The following is an 18,991-nucleotide window of genomic DNA, read 5'->3' as shown; positions in this document are numbered from 1 at the left end:
TGGATGCATCCACTATAGCACACGCTTACAAAACTAAACAATAGAATAATTAAAAAATTCTAAAAATATTTTATTAAAAAATAATTGATTTTGGGAATGGTCTATAATATAGTTAAACTGCATCGTTTGGAATAGTAGACTGCTATTTTATATTATAAAACTAAAGGAGTGAATGATTATGCCCATAATTCAATCCTTAGATCGTGCCCTTCGAATGCTAGACTTATTTGATGGGCATACAAGCGAGCTCAAGATCACACAAATAAGTGAGCGAATGGGTCTCCACAAGAGTACGGCCCATTCTTTGTTGAAAACGCTTCAAATGCATGGATACATCGATCAGGATATGGAAAGTGGTAAATACAGGTTGGGATTAAAGCTGTTTGAAAGAGGAAATTACGTTATACACTCTTTGGATATTCTACGATTGGCGAAGAGGTATTTACTCGATTTATCTGAAAAAACAGGACAGACCACTCATCTCGTCATAATGGATGGCAATGAAGGTGTTTATGTTGATAAAGTGGAAAGTCCTATGGCGACGATCCTTTATTCCAAAATAGGAAGACGTATTCCTCTTCATTGTTCTGCCGTTGGAAAGGCCTTGGTAGCCTTTAGGAAACAAGAAGAAATACAAAAGATTTTACATGGCTATACCTACTCGAAGCAAACAGAATTTACTATTACAAATGAAGCAGATTTTTTACTTGAGCTTGAAAAGGTTCGCCAACAAGGATACGCAATCGACAACCAGGAAAATGAACCAGGCGTTCGCTGTATTGCTGTGCCAATCTGCAATCATGAAAATCAGGTGATTGCAGCGATCAGCCTTTCAACTCTTATCGCTCGTATAGACGAAACTCAGTTAGAGGAGTTTGTTGTTTTACTTAAGCAAACAGGCTCCGAATTATCTGAACAAATGGGATATGGGACACCTCTTAAATAAGAAGGGGCCCATCCCTAATGTGGAGGGATAGCAATATGCGTATTATTCGTTATGTAAATGAAAAGTCAGTTCCTGTTCTAGCCGCTTTAACAAAGGAGGGGCTTATCTATCCGCTGCCGCAAAAAGACTTTTTGGAGTTAGCCCAGCAAGCCCAGGATCAAAATACTACTTTACTACACTTTGTTGAAAGCGCTATCGATGCTTTAGATCCAATTCCACAGCCTCTTGAAAAACTATCATTGCTCGTCCCTATTGAAGCACCTGAAGTGTGGGCGTGCGGCGTTACATATGAAAGAAGCAGAGATGCCAGAAACTTTGAGTCTGCAGACGGAAAAATAGGTTCAACTACTTTTTATGACAAAGTCTATGATGCGGAACGCCCTGAAATTTTCCTTAAATCCACTGCGACAAGAACTGTTGGTCCAAACGATAAAGTCAATCTTCGAAACGATTCCAATTGGCAAATCCCTGAGCCAGAGTTAGGGCTTGTCATTAATGGCCAAGGAGAAATATTAGGATATACCATCGGAAATGACATGAGCTGCCGTGATATCGAGGGAGAAAATCCACTATATTTGCCTCAAGCAAAAATCTGGAGAAATTCCTGCTCTATTGGTCCAGCCATTCTTCTATCAGAAGAGGTAAAAGATCCTTATCAGTTTGAAATCACATGCAGAATCTACCGAGAGAATAAAAAAGTAGTGGAAGGGAGCGCTAATACCCGCCAATTAAAACGGACATTTGATGAACTTGTTTCTTACCTTCTTAAAGACAATCAGATTTTTGACGGCACTGTTTTATTGACAGGTACATGTATTGTTCCTCCAAATGAATTTACCCTAGCGGATGGGGACCGAATTGAGATTGAAATTTCTGATATTGGTGTTTTACAGAATACTGTACGTTTGGCAAACACAGTTGTACCCAATTTGTAAGCTGCTCTTTAGACATTTTAAAAGAAAAACTTCTAGAAAAAGTGAAAGAGATTACGATCGAATTTATCATTTCATCATTATAAATCTACTAATCATAACTTTATTCTAATACTCCGAACTTTTCCCTTTTATTGAAAAAAAGATTCGAGGAGAGATATTATGCAATCAATAACAAAATTTCATGGAGTCATTCCACCAGTATCTACAATAGTACATAAAGATGGACGGATTGATAAAAAGGGAATGGGAAACCTTATCGATTTCCTCATCAATTCTAAAGTGGATGGACTGTTCTTTCTAGGTACTGGTGGTGAATTCAGTCAAATGTCTGTTGATTTTAGAAAAGAAGTAGCGGAATTTGCGACTCAGTATGTAAATGGGCAGGTACCTGTTTTAATCGGAACAGGAAGTACAAGTACAAAGGAGACCATTTCACTAAGCTTACATGCAAAAGAGATAGGGGCAGATGGCATTATTGTCATTAATCCTTATTACTGGCCACTAACTGAAGACCATCTTTTTCAACATTATGCTGAAATTGCTGAAAGTGTTGATTTACCGATTCTTTTATATAACTTTCCGCAATTGACTGGGCAAGATTTATCGCCGGAATTTGTCCTTAAGCTAGTGGAGGCATATCCGAATATCATCGGTATTAAGGAAACCGTTGAAGCAGTGGGACATACAAGGGAAATGATTCTAAAAGTAAAGCAAAGAAAACCCGATTTTGCTGTGTTTTCTGGATATGATGATCACTTCTTAAATACATTATCCCTTGGAGGAGATGGTTCAATTCCTGCAACTGCGAATTTCGCGCCAGAACTTTCAATAGGTATCTATCAAGCTTTTAAGCAAGGAAACTATGGCAAAGCAATTGAATTGCACCGCAAGTTGGCTCATTTGCCGCTTTTATATAAACTTGATTCACCCTTTGTAGGTGTTGTTAAAGAGGCACTATGTCAAAGGGGGATAGAAGTTTCCACAGAGGTTTTAGCACCGGCCCGTCCGCTTAGCGATGAAAAGAAAGAACAAGTAAAAAGCATGTTAAATCAAGTTTTAGATAAATCTAGTGTTTCTTTATAATCCAATCGGTCGGAATGGGTCCCTTATTTATTATATGTATATAAAAACTTAGTTTTATAATGTAAAACAAATAAGGGGTTTTTGTATGCGAACATTTCATTTTTGAAGTCTAATATACGAGGAGATTGAAAATGAAACCAAAAGTATTTATTGCGTTGCCGATTCCTCCACAGGCAGAGGCTTTTATCGCTGAGTATTGCGAGTACCGAAAATGGGATTTTAAAGAACCGATCCCACGTGAAACCTTGTTGAAGGAGATTGTGGATATGGACGGATTGCTTATGGTCGGAGGGGATATAGATCAGGAGCTGCTCAACTGTGCTCCAAAATTAAAAGTGGTCAGTAATATTTCCGTTGGATACAACAACTTTGATTTGGAAGCCATGAAGAAAAGATCTATGTTAGGAACAAATACTCCTTCTGTGTTGGATGAAACGGTTGCGGATTTGGTGCTGGCATTGGTGCTGGCGTCGGCAAGAAGGATTCCAGAATTGGATAGATACGTAAAGGATGGAAAGTGGAAAAAAGGGTCTGATGGAAATTTGTATGGAGTAGATGTCCATCATGCCACGATAGGGATCATTGGAATGGGCCGAATTGGTGAAGCGATCGCCAAAAGAGCTAAATATGGATTTGATATGAATGTTTTTTATTATAATCGGACAAGAAAAATCAAAGCTGAGGAAAACCTTGGTGCCCAGTACTGTACCATGGAGGAGCTCCTGCAAAAATCCGATTTTGTTGTGCTAATGACCCCTTTAACCCCTGAAACAACACGTATCATGGGACATCGGGAATTTTCGCTCATGAAGGATACCGCCTTTTTCATTAATGCTTCCCGAGGTCAAACGGTTGATGAACAGGCTTTGTTGGAGGCTCTTGTAAAAGGAAAGATCCGTGGGGCAGGAATCGATGTGTATGAACAGGAACCGATAGATCCAGAACATCCTTTATTAAAAATGCCGAATGTCGTGACACTGCCGCACATCGGTTCAGCTACGGAAAAGACCCGTTTAGATATGGCGATGCTTGCTGCGAAGAACATGGTTCAGGCTTTAAAGGGAGAACAGCCGCCAAACATTGTCGATGAACTCAGAGGTGTGAGAACCTGATTTTATTAAATAGAAAGACAATCAATATTTTTATATGGACTTAAATGATCTGATTAGTATGTACCTTCACTAAAAAACAATTTAATAATATAACCAAAATAAAAGCGTTATCGAAGAAAGAATCCCTCTTTCAATCGTGATTATTCTACCTTGTGTATGAGGGGCAGCAGAAACGAGTAGGCCTAACAAAAGACACAATAAAGAAATATTTTGAGGAGGGATATTATGAGGATTGAACTGAAGAATCATCCAACGAAGATATCTGTGAAGTCTAACGGCAATTTCCGCTGGACAGTTGTTATCTGGCTTTTGATTGGAGGGGTAATCAACTATTTGGATCGAACGAACCTATCGATTGCTGCCCCGGAAATGATTAAGGAGCTGCATTTGAATAACACTGATATTGGTCTGATGGGGACAGTTTTCTCCTGGACCTATGCCATGATGCAGCTGCCTTCTGGATGGTTGATTGACCGTTTTGGCGCAAAGCGTGTCTTTTCTATTGCTGTTATTTGGTGGAGTATTGCGACAGCTTTAACAGGTGCGTGTAATAAACTGGGAACTTTACTAGGCGCAAGATTCTTGTTGGGAGTCGGTGAAGCTCCTTGTATGCCGTCAAATGCTAAAATTACCTCTTACTGGTATCCTAAAAAGGAGCGTGGGTTGGCTACAGGAATTTGGGATTCATCATCGAAATGGGGTCCAGCTTTAGCACCACCTATTCTTGTAACCCTCATGATGGCATATGGTTGGAGAATCATGTTCTACCTCACAGGATTAATAGGAATTATATTCATTCTTTTCTTTATGAAGTTCTACCGAAACCCCGAGCAAAGTAAAGGTCTTTCCAAGGAAGAGCTGAATTATATTCAGGCTGGAGGAGGAGGGTCAGGAGAGGCGGAGCAAAGGTCACCAATTAAATGGGGGCAACTGTTCAAACATCGCAGTATGTGGGGAATGATCCTCGGCTTTTTTTGCACTATTTGGATCTGGAACATTTTCCTGAATTTTCTTCCTCTTTATCTATTGAAAACTCATCATGTTCTGTTGAAAGATATTGGAATATACGCGAGCATTCCTTGGATTGGCGGTATTGTTGGGGATATCCTCGGAGGATATATTACGAAGTTGCTTACTGATAAAGGAATTGCCTCTCCCATTAATGCAAAGCGTGGCATGATTGCTGTTTGCTCGATTGTGTCGGCTATTCTGGTCATCATGGTTCCATTTGTTCATAGCTTGGCAATTACCATTACCTTGTTTACATTTGCCCTTGCTTTTATTTCTGCGATTACTGGAAGTGCTTGGGCGCTTGCCGGTGATATTGCCCCAGCTTCGATGGTCGGTTCTGTAGGAGCTATTCAAAACTTTGGGGGATATTTTGGAGGCGCTTTCTCTCCGGTTATTGCCGGAATGATTGCTGATTCTACAGGATCGTATTCTTTGGCTTTTATCTCTGGTGGAATAATAGCTGGCTGTTCGGCCTTGTGTTACTGGTTCCTCGTGAAAAAGCCAATTGAAGAATCGGCCGGGTGACGCATTCAGCAAGATAGAGCGATACGATTATGGCGGGCAGCAAGGGGAATTAGGGGTAAAATGGATCTCTTGCGGATTGAATTTTTCAAAACGATTATTTAAAAGCGGAGCATGAATTTATAACATTCTAACCTTATAGATTTTGAGAAAGGAGAAAGATACGATGAGCGAGCGATTACACTATATTATGGGAAGGGACAAGGAGGAGTTGTATCGGATTCATCCTCATGCCCCTGGTCCTACCGGTTCTCTTCCATTAACCCCGGATATGCTGTTACATTCTCCAAGTGGAGATTTATTCGGATTATCTCAAAATGTCGGTATGGGATGGAAGCCCAGCGAATTGTTAGGAAAACAAATTCTTATCCTTAGTACGCAAGGAGGCATTCGAGCTGAGGATGGAACTCCAATTGCTTTAGGGTATCATACAGGGCATTGGGAGGTAGGATTGCTTATGCGGGCGGCCGCAGAAGAAATTCGAGAGAAAGGAGGCGTACCATTCGCCGGATTTGTGAGTGATCCATGTGACGGAAGATCCCAAGGCACCACAGGGATGTTCGATTCTTTCCCTTATCGTAACGATGCCGCTATCGTTTACCGCAGATTAATCCGTTCCTTACCAACCCGCAAGGCGGTTATTGGTGTCGCCACTTGTGATAAAGGTCTTCCGGCGACCATGCTCGCCTTGGCCGCAATGCATGATTTACCCTGCATTATTATTCCTGGTGGGGTAACTCTTCCGCCTACGAATGGAGAGGATGCTGGTAAGGTTCAAACGATTGGTGCGCGTTATGCACAGAATGAGTTGTCTTTAGAGGATGCCGCTGATTTAGGATGCAGAGCTTGTGCTACACCAGGAGGCGGATGTCAGTTTCTAGGGACAGCGGCTACCTCTCAAGTAGTAGCTGAGGCCTTAGGAATGTCTTTGCCACATTCGGCCTTGGCACCATCTGGACAGCCGATTTGGGAGGAGATGGCCCGTCAATCTGCTCGTGCAGTGATTACCATGGAATCCAAGGGCCTGAGGATGAAGGATATTTTAACAGATGCAGCTATCCAAAACGCGATGGTCCTTCATGCCGCTTTTGGAGGATCGACAAACTTGTTGCTGCATATTCCAGCAATTGCTCATGCAGCCAAGTTAAACATTCCAACGGTTCAGGATTGGATTCGCATTAACAAAGAAGTTCCCAGGCTAGTAAGTGTTTTGCCTAATGGACCCGAACACCATCCTACCATTCGGGCTTTCATGGCTGGCGGGGTGCCGGAGGTCATGCTTCATCTTCGCAGGCTGGGTGTTTTGGAAGAGTCTGTTCTTACCGTCACGGGAGAGAAGTTGGGTACAGTATTAGACTGGTGGGAATCGTCAGAACGACGCGCTGAAATCAGAAAACGGCTTAAAGAAACAGATGGAGTAGATCCGGATGATGTGATCATGAGCCCGGATCAAGCGAAAGTACGTGGATTAACTTCTACAGTAACGTTTCCAACCGGAAATATTGCACCTGAGGGATCTGTAATTAAGTCCACTGCAATTGATCCATTTGTTGTAGATGAAGACGGAATTTATCGCCACACAGGAAGAGCGAAAGTCTTTACTTCTGAAAAGTCTGCTATTACGGCAATTAAAAGCGGGAAAATTGAAGCTGGAGATATCATGGTCGTAATCGGCCGCGGGCCTTCCGGTTCAGGAATGGAAGAAACCTATCAGCTGACATCAGCTTTAAAGCACTTGTCGTTTGGGAAGTATGTGTCGCTCATAACGGATGCTCGTTTTTCAGGAGTTTCAACCGGTGCTTGTATAGGTCATGTAGGTCCAGAGGCGTTAGCAGGTGGACCTGTAGGAAAACTACGGACAGGAGATGTGATTACGATTATCGTAGACCGCAATAAGCTGGAAGGAAGCATTAATTTTATTGGGGAAGGGAAACGAACCTTTACTCCGGAAGAAGGAACTTTGATTCTAGCAGAGCGGGAACCCCATCCAAATTTAGAACCGGATCCGGATTTACCGGATGATACTCGCTTGTGGGCTGCTTTGCAATCTGTCAGCGGTGGAATATGGAAAGGGAGCGTCTATGATGTAAACCAGATTATTAAAGTAATAGAAGCTGGTAAAAAGGCACTTGAATTAGAATCGAACAATTTTGAGGTAGTACAAAACACGGATCACTAAAAGAAACATGGACCAGAAACGTTTAACAGGCGATTGATAGCATAGCCCATTCAGGAGTTCTACACGGATATACCAAAAATATACTTCAAGTAGTTTTTCGCATACATAAAGCTGAGTCCTTCTTAGGAGTGGAAGCTTTATTTGCATTCATGTTATATCTGAAGCTACCGGACCTTCACTGCAGCTGCAGCTGCAGCAAATTAATAAAAGGGAGTGATTTAAATGAAATTTGTGGCTTTTAGAACCCAATCGGAAACACATCTTGGTGTAGTAAAAGAGAATCATATTTTAGACTTACGTGCTTTAGAAAAACTGTCTAAGAAAAACAATTCTACGGAATTTATTATCCCCAATGATTTGAAACAGCTTATTGAACAAAGTGCAACAGTTCTTCCATATGTTAGAACGCTTCTTAAGAATAAAGATGAAGTTTCGGAAAAGAGCGGAGATGTATTATTTCACATTTCTGAAGTGGAGATTTTAGCTCCAATTGCCCAGCCGGAAAAAATCATTTGTGTAGGTTTAAACTATCTGGACCATTGCAAAGAAACAGGATTGGAACCGCCAGCATCACCGGTTATTTTTTCAAAATATGCGAATGCAATTATTGGAGAAAACGCTGCAATTGAACTTCCGATCAACTCCAATCAAGTTGATTTTGAAGCGGAGTTGGCAATTGTAATTGGGAAGGAAGCCAAATGTGTTTCTAAAGAAGAAGCGGAAGATTATATCTTTGGCTATACCATTATGAATGATGTTAGTGCAAGAGATCTTCAATTTACCGATGGTCAATGGTCCCGCGGAAAGTCAGCTGATACGTTTGCTCCAATTGGGCCAACGGTCGTAACGAAAGACAAAGTAGGAGATCCGCATAATTTGGATATTTCTTTATGCTTGAATGATGAAATCATGCAACAGTCCAATACGAAGAATTTAATTTTTAATATTCCATACATTGTATCTTTTCTATCCCAGTCAATGACCTTAAAGCCAGGCGATCTAATTGCAACAGGCACTCCACCGGGAGTAGGAATGGGAAGAAATCCACAAGTATGGTTAAAAGATGGAGATCAGCTGTCCATTACGATTGAAAAAATTGGCACTTTATCCAACCATGTTAAAAAACATATTTCAAATAAAGAACTGCATAAAAAGGGAAATACAATTCTAACCTCTTAAAACGGATACATTCCTGATGATTCTGATGTACAAAACCCTTTAATTGTTCCGGATAGGGCATCCTATGTTTTTGCCCCCTCGAATGGGGGCAATACCGGAAAATGTAGAACTTTTAAACAGGAGTCAAACGGGTTGGGCAGAAGCAGTTAAGATCGTTACTGCTGAAACTGCTCTTTTTTCATTTATAAGAGTCTATACCACTCATAAAAAAGGCTTTTAATAAAATGTATTGTGGTAAATTACATAAACCTATATTAATATTTTTGTAATCGCTTTATTATTTCTTTTACTTTTGCAAAAATTCGCTTATAATAAAATAATGTTGCAAAATGCATAACTTACATACCGAATCAGAGAAAATAATTTTCACATCAGATTAATTTTGCAACTATAGGTTTTAATTTCAGTATAGATTGAACATGCAGCTGTAATGGGGGGAATACGATTGAAAGAGAAATATGAACGCCTTAAACAAATATTAAAAGAAATGGAAAATGTTGTTATTGCGTTTTCCGGCGGTGTCGATAGTACACTTCTCTTAAAAGTGGCGGTAGATGTTTTGGGAGTTGAAAACGTTCTTGCAGTTACAGCAGATTCTGAAACATACCCTACAAGTGAATTAGAAGAGGCGAAAATGCTGGCCGGATTAATTGGTGCAGCACACCTTGTAATTGAAACCTCTGAATTGAATATTCCCGGATATGCCGAAAATGACCTGAATCGCTGTTATTTCTGCAAAAATGGATTGTTTGAAGAAGTTGTCCCGATTATGAAGCAAAAGGGTTTTAAAAACGTCGTTTATGGTTTGATTGCTGATGATATGAGTGAACATCGCCCCGGTGTCCGTGCTGCCAGAGAACATGGAGTCCGCGGGCCGCTGCAAGAGGCGAATCTTTTTAAAGAAGAAATTCGTGAATTGTCAAAACAGCTAAACTTGCCTACTTGGGAAAAACCATCGTTTGCTTGTCTATCATCACGAATTGCTTATGGTGAAAAAATTACTCAAGAAAAACTAACAAAGATTGATAAGTCAGAGGCTTATCTAAAAGGTTTGGGAATCAGACAAGTGCGTGTTCGAACACATCAGGAGATTGCCAGGATTGAAGTAGAGCCTCAAGACATGCAGCTAGTTTTAACTCATCATAAAGAAATCATAGAAAACCTTCAAGGTTTTGGCTATAACTATGTTACCCTTGATCTGCAAGGCTATAAGAGCGGCAGCATGAATAAAGTGTTAACAACAAGTCTGAACTAAAGGTGAGTCATCAATGGAAAATAGGAATATTGAAGCGATATTAAAGCAAGTGAGAGATGGAACGGTAGATGTGGAGCAGGCAAAAACGATGCTGGCCCAATTTCAGGACATGGGCTTTGCTAAATTAGATCATCAAAGGCAGAAACGTACAGGCTTTCCCGAAGTGGTGTTTGGTGAAGGGAAAAGCGTGCAACAAATTATTTCGATCATTTCCGCCTTAAAGCAAAATATTAATCGTGTACTGGCTACAAGAGTAGACGAGCAAAAAGCGGCTGAAGTCATCGATGCCGTTCCAGGCCTTACTTACAATCCAGTGGCAAGAACGCTATTTTGGAAGCACGAAGCTGAGCCGGCTGTTTTATATAAAGGCTATATTGCCATTGTGTGTGCAGGAACCTCTGATTTGCCGGTTGCTGAGGAAGCCGCAGTTACAGCTGAAGCATTTGGAGCTTCGGTAAAACGAATTTACGATGTAGGAGTGGCCGGAATTCATCGTCTTTTTCATCATCTTGATGAAATTGAGAACGCAACAGCGACCGTTGCAGTTGCTGGAATGGAAGGGGCACTTGCAAGTGTGGTTGGCGGTTTAATTAGCAATCCGATTGTCGCTGTTCCGACAAGTATTGGTTACGGTGCGAACTTCCAAGGTCTTTCGGCTTTATTATCGATGCTCAATGCCTGTTCCCCGGGAATCAGCGTTGTAAATATTGATAATGGCTTTGGAGCAGGTTATTATGCAACATTAATTCATAAAAATCATAATAAAAATAAAATAGATTAAGAGGATGGAAGGAAATGAAAACACTCTATTTTGATTGTTTTTCGGGAATTAGCGGGGATATGACCATCGGGGCGCTTATCGATTTAGGAGCCGACATTCATCTGCTCGAAAAAGAATTAAAAAAACTTGATTTAAATGATGAATATAAACTGAACTGGGAAAAGGTTGTTAAGAAAGGAATTTCTGCAACGAAATTTGATGTAATCCTGACTGAAAATGCAACCGATAACAGCCGCCATCAAGGTCATCATCAGGACGAACATCATCATACTCATGAGCATCACCATCATGCACATCACCACCGACATTATTCCGATATTGTCACCATCATTAAAAACGCAGCCTTTAATGAAAATGTTCAGACGATGGCGCTGGCTGTTTTCGAAAAGATTGGAAGGGCAGAAGCAAAGATCCATAATATCCCATTTGAAAAGGTCCATTTTCATGAAGTGGGTGCTGTTGATTCCATCATAGATATTGTTGGGACATGCATTCTTCTGGATCAATTGGAGGTAACCAAAATTGTCTCTTCAGCTGTTCCTGTTGGGAATGGTCATATTAAGATTGCACACGGAAGATACCCAGTACCTGCACCGGCTACTTTAGAAATTTTGAAAGGGTTGCCAATTAAGGCAACGGAGATTGAAGGAGAATTGACAACCCCGACAGGCGCTGGTATTTTGTCAGCCCTCATAGAGGAATTTGGGCCAATTCCGTCTTTTAATGTTGATTCTATAGGATATGGAGCAGGAACGAAAGATTTCCCTGAACATCCGAATGTTTTACGTATTATATTGGGCACTTCTTAATCCAAAAGGTGGGAGCTTATATGCAGCAGCAATTTCCGCATACTGAAGAACATGTTGATCACGATATGGTCAAGATGGAGATAAACTTGGATGATATTCCGGGGGAATGGCTTGGATATGTGATGGACCGATTATTTGAAGCCGGTGCCAATGATGTGTTTTATACCCCTATATATATGAAGAAAAATCGCCCGGGAGTTATGCTTCAGCTATTATGTGAACAGAAGAAAATCAATGAGATGAAAAAAATAGTATTTGCTGAAACGACAACACTTGGTATACGCTACTATCCGTTATACGTTCACCGCCTGGCCCGAAAATTTTATAAAGTCCAGACCGAATGGGGAGAAGTGACAGTCAAACAAGGCTTACACGAGGGAAAAATCGTTCAAAATGCCCTGGAATACGAGGATTGCAGAAAAATTGCAAAGGCAAATAATGTTCCCATAAAAGAAGTTTACCAAAAAGTATGGGGAAAAATTGGCACAAACCAATGGGAATAAGAAAACCGCTGGGCTCCCGTTTAGTGAGGTACACTTGTCGCTGGAGCTAGACAGTTCTCAAATTCAAAAATTTTATACTTTTCTTTTAAAGAATCCCTCTCAGGTCTGCAGGTAAAGGGAAGTCCTCTATCTTCAATCTGGGAGGGATTTTTTCGATCGTAGCAGAGATTCTATACTGTGCAACTAAGACCTTTACTTAATAAACTTGTTGAGCTATGATAGGGGAAAAACTGTGTTGATTTTTGCAACAGAAGGTGAAGGGAAAATGATTAAAGCTTTGGTAATTGCCCCTTATGAGGGCTTGTTTGAAATGATGAAAGAAATTCAACAAGAAGTGGACGATTTTGAATTACATATTGAATTAGGTAATTTATACGAGGGTGCAAACATAGCGAAGGATGCTGAAAAAAGAGGATATCATATTATTATCAGCCGCGGCGGTACTGCTTCCATGATTCAGGAGGAATCGTCAATACCTGTGATTGATATTCAGGTATCCGGCTATGATGTATTGCGTATTCTGACACTTGTTAAAGGATTTTCAGGCAAAGCAGCAATCGTCGGGTTTCCAAATATCTCTCAAGGCGCAGTTACGATATGCAAACTTCTTGATTTGGACATTAAATCGTTGACGATCACGAAGGATACCGAGGTTGAAGAAAAATTAGCGAATTTAAAAAAACTTGGATATGAAGTGGTCATAGGAGATGTAGTAACCGTTCAGGCAGCGAAACAATTAGGCCTGACTGGAGTGCTAATCACATCGGGTAAAGAAGCAATTATGGATTCACTGGAAGAAGCGAGAAGGGCAATTCAATTATATTCGAGGCTGCAGCAGGATGTTTCTATTTATCAATCGATTCTGGATTGCAGTGAGCAGGCAATTGGAATAATACGTGAAGAGAAAATCATTTATGGAAACGAGCGTTTTAATAAAGAATTTAATTGGATAAAACTATATAACTCGCCTGGTGTTAAAAGGATGGTACAACAAACGGAATTAACAAGAGAAAAGAAAACGATAACGCTTCACTTCGATCATACATTATGGAAATTAACGGCTTGTCCATATGAGGATACTGTTATAATATATTTCGAAAAAGACTTTAAAGCCGATGTAGCGGACAAGAAGGTTAACGGAAATCCACATGCTCTGGAATTTAACCAGACTGTATCTTATACCCCTATTGCTGGAAAAAGCGAGCCCATTCAGAAGATATTGCAGCAGATTGATAAATACAGCGGTATGGATGAACCTGTTTGGATCATGGGAGAAGTGGGAAATGGAAAAGAATTAATTGCCCAGTCTATTCATTTAAAACGTAAAAGCAATGATGAACCATTTATCACATTGAATAGTGATCTTTTGAGCGAGGAACTGCTTAAGAACTTAATCAGCGAGGGCTTTTTTCAAAAGTATGCAAATAGTGTAATTTACCTAAAAAACATCGAAAGACTTACCCCGATTACCCAAAAAGAGTTGTATCATTTTCTCAAAAAGGAAGATGCAAAAAAGTCGAAATGGGTTGTTTCTTCTGAGGATACCATTGAGGAAAAAGTTAAAAATGGTACATTTATACGGGATTTTTATAATTCATTGGCGCAATTAAAGATCTATATACCTCCATTAAGAGAACGCAGCGAAGATATTGAAAAGCTGGTGCATGTATTTATTTCTGAATTGCATCCTAAATATGGAAATGAAGTAGTGGGGATCAGACAGGATGCACTCGAGGAACTAGCCAATTATAATTGGCCAGGAAATGTAGAACAGCTTAAACATGTAATTGAACAACTAGTAACGCAATCGCAGTCTTATTATATTGAAAAGAAAGAAGTTGAAACGGTACTTAATCAATTAGAACATCAGCAAAAAAATAACAATACTTCAATTACCACTATTGATATAAGTGGGACGTTAGAAGAGATTGAAAAACAGGTGATTACCAGGGTCCTTGAGGCAGAGGAGATGAACCAATCCAGAGCGGCTAAACGTTTAGGTATTAACCGGTCAACACTGTGGCGCAAGCTTAAATAAAAGCTTGCTTCTTTTTTTTGTAGGGCACTTTTAAGAGAGCAAAATGTTGAATAGCAACACTTTTATTAACAAGCTTTTTGTAAAAATATTCAAACGTGATTAATAATGCAACAATTTTAACTTACCAAGAAATTAATTAGCGGCTATTTTGAAATTTTAATAAATATATATTGCTAAATGCAACCAATTTGAGTATTATATTAAATGTAAACGTTGTAAATAGTTTGAAAACGACACAATAGGTTGTTGCGAAATGAAACAGTTAGGCGGAAATATCTAACGATCTTATGAACAGCAGCTAGAGCAGACATACTTAACAGAAGCGGGTAGAAAATAAATCAAGGGGGGGTAGAAGAATGGTGAAACTGGCGGTTATAGCAGATGATTTAACGGGTGCGAACGATACTGGTGTACAATTTGCAAAAAAATGTTTGGATACGACTGTGTTATTTTCCGACACACAATTGGAGGCTCCACATTTAACTAGCGATATCATAGTATTAAATTCAGAAAGCCGCGCATTAAATTCTCAAAAGGCATACGAGGCAGTCTGTACTCTATCTGAGCAATTGAAAAAGCAAGGCATCAAAAAAGTGTTGAAGAAGATAGATTCAACGATGAGAGGGAATGTTGGCACGGAAATAGATGCTGTGATGGATGTATTTAAGTTTAAAACCTCGTTCTTGGTTCCGGCTTTTCCGAAGAGTGAGAGAATTACAGTTTATGGGAAACATTATGTTTATGGTGTGCCGCTTGAGGAAACTGAAATTGCAAATGACCCCACCTGCCCGGTAAATGAAAGTTACCTGCCAAAATTGGTACAGGAGCAAAGTAAGCGGAAAGTAGAGTTAATCTCCCTTGAAGATGTGAAAAAAGGCAAAAGACACCTAGCTGAAATAATGAACCAGTTGACTTCGGGGGAAGATTCTAAAATTGTTGTGGTTGATGCAACAACAGAGGAGGAACTTAAGACGATTGTCAAAGCTGCCCAATTCCTGAAGGAAAATGTACTCTGGGTAGGATCAGCAGGCATAGCGTACCATCTTTGCAGTACCGAGCAACGGAGAGAACCATTTCGTAAAGGTCAGGATAGCAATCGGCTTCCAGTGCTCGTCGTAGCGGGCAGTGTGACATCAGTAACCTATCTGCAGGTTCAAGAGTTGAAAAGGCAAAAGAAAATTGGGGAAATCGTTATTTCTCCAGAGAAATTTCTCGACGACCATATGCGTACGCAAGAAATTGAACGTGTTGTCAAGGAAGGACAGGAATTACTGCTAAAAGGCGATTTAGTCATAGTTACAAATCGCAGCAGTGAAGCAATTGATCGGGTAAGAGCTATTCAGCATTCACTTGGTTTAACAAACTTTGAAGCTAGCAGTGCAATTGCCCAATCTATGGGGTTGATCGCCGGTCTATTAATTGAAAGCAGGAACATATCCGGTGCCGTTTTAACGGGAGGAGATATTGCTGGGGCTACCTGTAAAGTATTAAATGGAAAAGGAATTCGGGTCATCGGTGAAGTGGAAGACGGCCTGCCATACGGAAAGGTGTTCGGCGGCTTTTTTGACGGTCTGCCGCTTGTGACGAAAGCGGGGGCGTTTGGTACCGAGCATGCATTGGTTAAGGCACTGCAAACATTAACTGAAATACATGATGAGCAGGAAACTATTTATTGGTGCCGCAGCTGCAATGAGATAAATGGAAATGAATCGGCGACAGTAAAGCATACACATGTATCACCGTCCTAATTAGTATTTTATGAAAACGCTTTTTTAAATTTAAGAAGTACTATTATTTTGCAAACATGTTGTAAATGTATCCGATAAATGATTGAACAACTCTGATTGCCATTCACCGTTGGAGAGTATCGATGTTACGCTCAAATGAAAGCGTATTCTAATAGACTTGAAGTTTACTATATTTATACGAACAAAGGGGAACAATATGTATCATAGGTTGCAGGATAATTAGATCGTCTTCGCTAAATCTTTTATGAAAAGGAAGTTTTGCATAATTGTATGTAAAAACAGAACCAGGATAAGTGAAACGAGGAATGATGACGGGAGGAATGTAATTATGTCTGCCAATAAACCAAGTATTGCTATTACAATGGGGGACCCATCAGGAGTAGGTCCTGAAGTGATTGTAAAATCATTAAATGATGAGACCATCTATGATAAATGCTGCCCGTTTGTAATCGGCGACCTTAAAATTTTGAAAAGGGCACTCGAAGTAACCAAAATCCAACTTGATTTAAATAGGATTACACAACCTGAAGAATCCAAGTTTAAATTTGGGACAATTGATGTGATTGATTTAGATTTGGTTTCTGAAGATTTACCATGGGGTATGGTTTCCTCAGAAGCTGGCAATGCGGCTTTCCGTTATTTAGAAAAGGCAATTGCCCTAGCAAATGAAGAAAAAATCCAGGGGATTTGTACAGCGCCGTTAAATAAAGAAGCGCTTCATAAAGCTGGGCATATTTATCCTGGCCACACAGAAATATTAGCCGAATTAACAAATACAAAAGATTTCGCGATGATGTTATCTGCTCCAGAGTTAAGAGTAATCCATGTCACAACACATGTCGGAATTATCGATGCGATCAATAAAATTAACGTTGTCCGGCAATATTCTGTTATTAAACTCGCCCATGATACATTACAAAAAGCAGGGATTAAATCCCCTCGAATCGCAGTGTGCGGCATTAATCCACATGCGGGAGAAAACGGACTTTTTGGATATGGTGAAGAAGAAGAAAAAATCATCCCCGCTGTGAAAAAAGCGCAGGCAGAGGGAATTAATGTTCAAGGGCCTCTTCCGGCAGATACGTTATTTTTTAGGGCCAGACGCGGCGACTTTGATATCGTTGTAGCACAATATCATGATCAGGGGCACGGGCCAATCAAGGTATTAGGCCTTGAATCCGGCGTCAATATCACGGTTGGGCTGCCGATTATTCGTACGAGTGTTGATCACGGAACCGCTTTTGATATCGCAGGGAAGAATATTGCGGATGAATTATCACTCAAGGAAGCGATCAGGATGGCCATTGAATTAGCTCCTGAGAAAATAGTCAAAACGATTTAGATAAAAAAGGGCAGCAAGAGATTATTATATTGATCTCTTGCTATCATTTTTATAAGAACTTATCGAAGGACAATATATTTCTAATAATCTTGGTAAATAGTAAATATGCCACACCTCTTTTTAATGGAATCTTCATTATTAATACATAAAAAAGCAATTTTAAACTGAAAGGAGCATGTAAGGATGTCTCTTCCGAAATTCGCAAAAATAAAACAAAAATTTGTAGTGGAAAGTATAAAAAATATTTCTGGAACGATATCAGAACAATTTAATTTCGTTAAAGCAGATGAAAAAATAAAGCCAGGAATGGAGATTGCAATAACAGTTGGAAGCCGTGGGATTGCAAATATTCCACTTATCGTTAAAAGTGTTGCAGATGAAATCAAAATGAGAGGCGCGACACCGTTTATTATTCCGGCCATGGGAAGCCATGGAGGAGCTACAGCTGAAGGCCAAATCGAGGTACTTGAAGGATTAGGGGTAACGGAAGTCACAACTGGTTGTGAAATTCGTTCTTCCATGGATGTTGTTAAAATCGGTGAAACGTCAGCTGGTATTCCTGTTTATATTGATCAACACGCTTATAAGGCTGATGGAATTATCATTATGGGACGTGTTAAGCCGCATACGGATTTTAAGAAAGATATTGAAAGTGGCGTTTTAAAAATGGCCTCGATTGGGATGGGAAAACATAAACAGGCACTTGCATTGCACACATACGGTATTGAGGGAATCCGAGATATGATGCCTGAGGTTGGAAAAGAGGTGATCCGGAAATCAAATACATTGTTTGGGGTAGCGATTGTTGAAAATGCCCATGAGGAAACCGCCATCATTGAGGTAATTGAGACTGAACGAATTGAAGAACGAGAGAAAGAGTTGCTGGTAAAAGCCTTTGAGCTAATGCCAAGCTTGCCAGTTGATCAAATGGATATTTTAGTAGTTGATGAAATCGGCAAAAATTACAGTGGGACAGGTATGGATACGAATATTATCGGCCGTATTCGCGTATTGGGTGTGGAAGAGCCGAAAAAGCCGATTATTAAATATGTAATTGCATCTAACTTAAGTGAGGCGAGCCATGGCAATGCATTGGGGATTGGCTTGGCTGATTTAACAACGAAGCGTTTATTTGAAAAAATCGATTTTCAAAAAATGAATGAAAATGTTGTTACCAGCACATTCTTGGATCGTGCTAAAATTCCAATTGTACTAGAAAATGATAGGGAAGCATTAAATGCTGCACTAAGGGCTAACTGGGGAATTGCTTCTGAAGAGGCCAGAATTGTCCGTGTTCCAAATACACTGCATATTGGAGAGTTATTCGTCTCAGAAGTCATTTATAATGAGTTGAAAAATAAAGAGAATATCGAAGTCATAAAGGGCTTACATGAACTTCAGTTTGATGAGTATGGTTATTTCCTGCCAATGTAGAAATGGAACCCACTTTTAGATTATCGAGTATTCACTTTCTTCCGAACTACACTTTTTGGGTTTTTAGTGGAATTAGAAATTCCAAGAGGAATTTGGCTTAAAATGGAGTATTTA

15 protein-coding genes are annotated in these 18,991 nt (G+C 40.0%); all 15 read left to right on the top strand.

Annotated elements, in window-relative coordinates:
• The first annotated feature begins 178 nt into the window (after positions 1-178).
• The 15 genes from J2S10_RS12680 (at position 179) to J2S10_RS12610 (ending at position 18,877) form a co-directional block, all read left to right on the top strand.
• The gene (locus tag J2S10_RS12680) at positions 179-946 is read left to right on the top strand and encodes an IclR family transcriptional regulator (protein ID WP_307408229.1); all 768 of its coding nucleotides are present in this window, start codon (positions 179-181) and stop codon (positions 944-946) included.
• Between the two features lie 35 nt (positions 947-981).
• The gene (locus tag J2S10_RS12675) at positions 982-1,881 is read left to right on the top strand and encodes a fumarylacetoacetate hydrolase family protein (protein ID WP_307408227.1); all 900 of its coding nucleotides are present in this window, start codon (positions 982-984) and stop codon (positions 1,879-1,881) included.
• 159 nt (positions 1,882-2,040) lie between these two features.
• A complete protein-coding gene (locus J2S10_RS12670; RefSeq protein WP_307408225.1) occupies positions 2,041-2,964 on the top strand; it encodes a dihydrodipicolinate synthase family protein in 924 nt (307 codons plus the stop codon).
• Positions 2,965-3,095: 131 nt separating this feature from the next.
• Positions 3,096-4,076 carry a 2-hydroxyacid dehydrogenase gene (locus J2S10_RS12665; RefSeq protein ID WP_307408223.1) on the top strand — a complete coding sequence of 327 codons (981 nt, stop codon included), beginning with the start codon at positions 3,096-3,098 and terminating at the stop codon, positions 4,074-4,076.
• A gap of 225 nt (positions 4,077-4,301) precedes the next feature.
• On the top strand, positions 4,302-5,612 hold the full coding sequence (locus tag J2S10_RS12660) for an MFS transporter (protein ID WP_307408221.1): 1,311 nt from the start codon (positions 4,302-4,304) through the stop codon (positions 5,610-5,612).
• A 163-nt stretch (positions 5,613-5,775) separates the two neighbouring features.
• Positions 5,776-7,788, top strand: a complete 2,013-nt coding sequence (locus tag J2S10_RS12655; RefSeq protein WP_307408219.1) for a YjhG/YagF family D-xylonate dehydratase — start codon at positions 5,776-5,778, stop codon at positions 7,786-7,788.
• Between the two features lie 222 nt (positions 7,789-8,010).
• The gene (locus J2S10_RS12650) at positions 8,011-8,967 is read left to right on the top strand and encodes a fumarylacetoacetate hydrolase family protein (protein ID WP_307408217.1); all 957 of its coding nucleotides are present in this window, start codon (positions 8,011-8,013) and stop codon (positions 8,965-8,967) included.
• 445 nt (positions 8,968-9,412) lie between these two features.
• A complete protein-coding gene (larE, locus tag J2S10_RS12645) occupies positions 9,413-10,222 on the top strand; it encodes an ATP-dependent sacrificial sulfur transferase LarE (RefSeq protein ID WP_307408215.1) in 810 nt (269 codons plus the stop codon).
• Positions 10,223-10,235: 13 nt separating this feature from the next.
• Positions 10,236-11,003, top strand: a complete 768-nt coding sequence (gene larB / locus J2S10_RS12640) for a nickel pincer cofactor biosynthesis protein LarB (RefSeq protein WP_307408213.1) — start codon at positions 10,236-10,238, stop codon at positions 11,001-11,003.
• 14 nt (positions 11,004-11,017) lie between these two features.
• Positions 11,018-11,812, top strand: coding sequence for a nickel pincer cofactor biosynthesis protein LarC (gene larC, locus J2S10_RS12635; protein WP_307408210.1), 795 nt, complete (start codon positions 11,018-11,020; stop codon positions 11,810-11,812).
• Positions 11,813-11,832: 20 nt separating this feature from the next.
• Positions 11,833-12,315: a nickel pincer cofactor biosynthesis protein LarC2 gene (larC2, locus tag J2S10_RS12630; RefSeq protein WP_307408208.1), complete on the top strand. Its 483-nt coding sequence runs from the start codon at positions 11,833-11,835 to the stop codon at positions 12,313-12,315.
• A 232-nt stretch (positions 12,316-12,547) separates the two neighbouring features.
• Positions 12,548-14,353 (top strand): PrpR N-terminal domain-containing protein, encoded by a 1,806-nt coding sequence (locus tag J2S10_RS12625; protein ID WP_307408206.1) that lies wholly within the window; start codon positions 12,548-12,550, stop codon positions 14,351-14,353.
• A gap of 356 nt (positions 14,354-14,709) precedes the next feature.
• Positions 14,710-16,101 carry a four-carbon acid sugar kinase family protein gene (locus J2S10_RS12620; RefSeq protein WP_307408204.1) on the top strand — a complete coding sequence of 464 codons (1,392 nt, stop codon included), beginning with the start codon at positions 14,710-14,712 and terminating at the stop codon, positions 16,099-16,101.
• Between the two features lie 328 nt (positions 16,102-16,429).
• The gene (gene pdxA / locus J2S10_RS12615; protein WP_307408202.1) at positions 16,430-17,443 is read left to right on the top strand and encodes a 4-hydroxythreonine-4-phosphate dehydrogenase PdxA; all 1,014 of its coding nucleotides are present in this window, start codon (positions 16,430-16,432) and stop codon (positions 17,441-17,443) included.
• Positions 17,444-17,626: 183 nt separating this feature from the next.
• Positions 17,627-18,877 carry a nickel pincer cofactor-dependent isomerase, group 22 gene (locus tag J2S10_RS12610; protein WP_307408200.1) on the top strand — a complete coding sequence of 417 codons (1,251 nt, stop codon included), beginning with the start codon at positions 17,627-17,629 and terminating at the stop codon, positions 18,875-18,877.
• The last annotated feature ends 114 nt before the right edge of the window (positions 18,878-18,991 follow it).

The organism is Neobacillus ginsengisoli, assembly GCF_030813055.1.
Note: the sequence above shows the minus strand (reverse complement) of the source record. Positions and strands in the feature narration are given on the sequence as shown.

What these genes read in the sequence shown, in the direction of transcription:
- J2S10_RS12680 (WP_307408229.1), top strand. Translation starts at nt 179, where the DNA reads ATGCCCATAATTCAATCCTTAGATCGTGCCCTTCGAATGCTAGACTTA.
- J2S10_RS12675 (WP_307408227.1), top strand. Translation starts at nt 982, where the DNA reads ATGCGTATTATTCGTTATGTAAATGAAAAGTCAGTTCCTGTTCTAGCC.
- J2S10_RS12670 (WP_307408225.1), top strand. Translation starts at nt 2,041, where the DNA reads ATGCAATCAATAACAAAATTTCATGGAGTCATTCCACCAGTATCTACA.
- J2S10_RS12665 (WP_307408223.1), top strand. Translation starts at nt 3,096, where the DNA reads ATGAAACCAAAAGTATTTATTGCGTTGCCGATTCCTCCACAGGCAGAG.
- J2S10_RS12660 (WP_307408221.1), top strand. Translation starts at nt 4,302, where the DNA reads ATGAGGATTGAACTGAAGAATCATCCAACGAAGATATCTGTGAAGTCT.
- J2S10_RS12655 (WP_307408219.1), top strand. Translation starts at nt 5,776, where the DNA reads ATGAGCGAGCGATTACACTATATTATGGGAAGGGACAAGGAGGAGTTG.
- J2S10_RS12650 (WP_307408217.1), top strand. Translation starts at nt 8,011, where the DNA reads ATGAAATTTGTGGCTTTTAGAACCCAATCGGAAACACATCTTGGTGTA.
- larB (WP_307408213.1), top strand. Translation starts at nt 10,236, where the DNA reads ATGGAAAATAGGAATATTGAAGCGATATTAAAGCAAGTGAGAGATGGA.
- larC (WP_307408210.1), top strand. Translation starts at nt 11,018, where the DNA reads ATGAAAACACTCTATTTTGATTGTTTTTCGGGAATTAGCGGGGATATG.
- larC2 (WP_307408208.1), top strand. Translation starts at nt 11,833, where the DNA reads ATGCAGCAGCAATTTCCGCATACTGAAGAACATGTTGATCACGATATG.
- J2S10_RS12620 (WP_307408204.1), top strand. Translation starts at nt 14,710, where the DNA reads ATGGTGAAACTGGCGGTTATAGCAGATGATTTAACGGGTGCGAACGAT.
- pdxA (WP_307408202.1), top strand. Translation starts at nt 16,430, where the DNA reads ATGTCTGCCAATAAACCAAGTATTGCTATTACAATGGGGGACCCATCA.
- J2S10_RS12610 (WP_307408200.1), top strand. Translation starts at nt 17,627, where the DNA reads ATGTCTCTTCCGAAATTCGCAAAAATAAAACAAAAATTTGTAGTGGAA.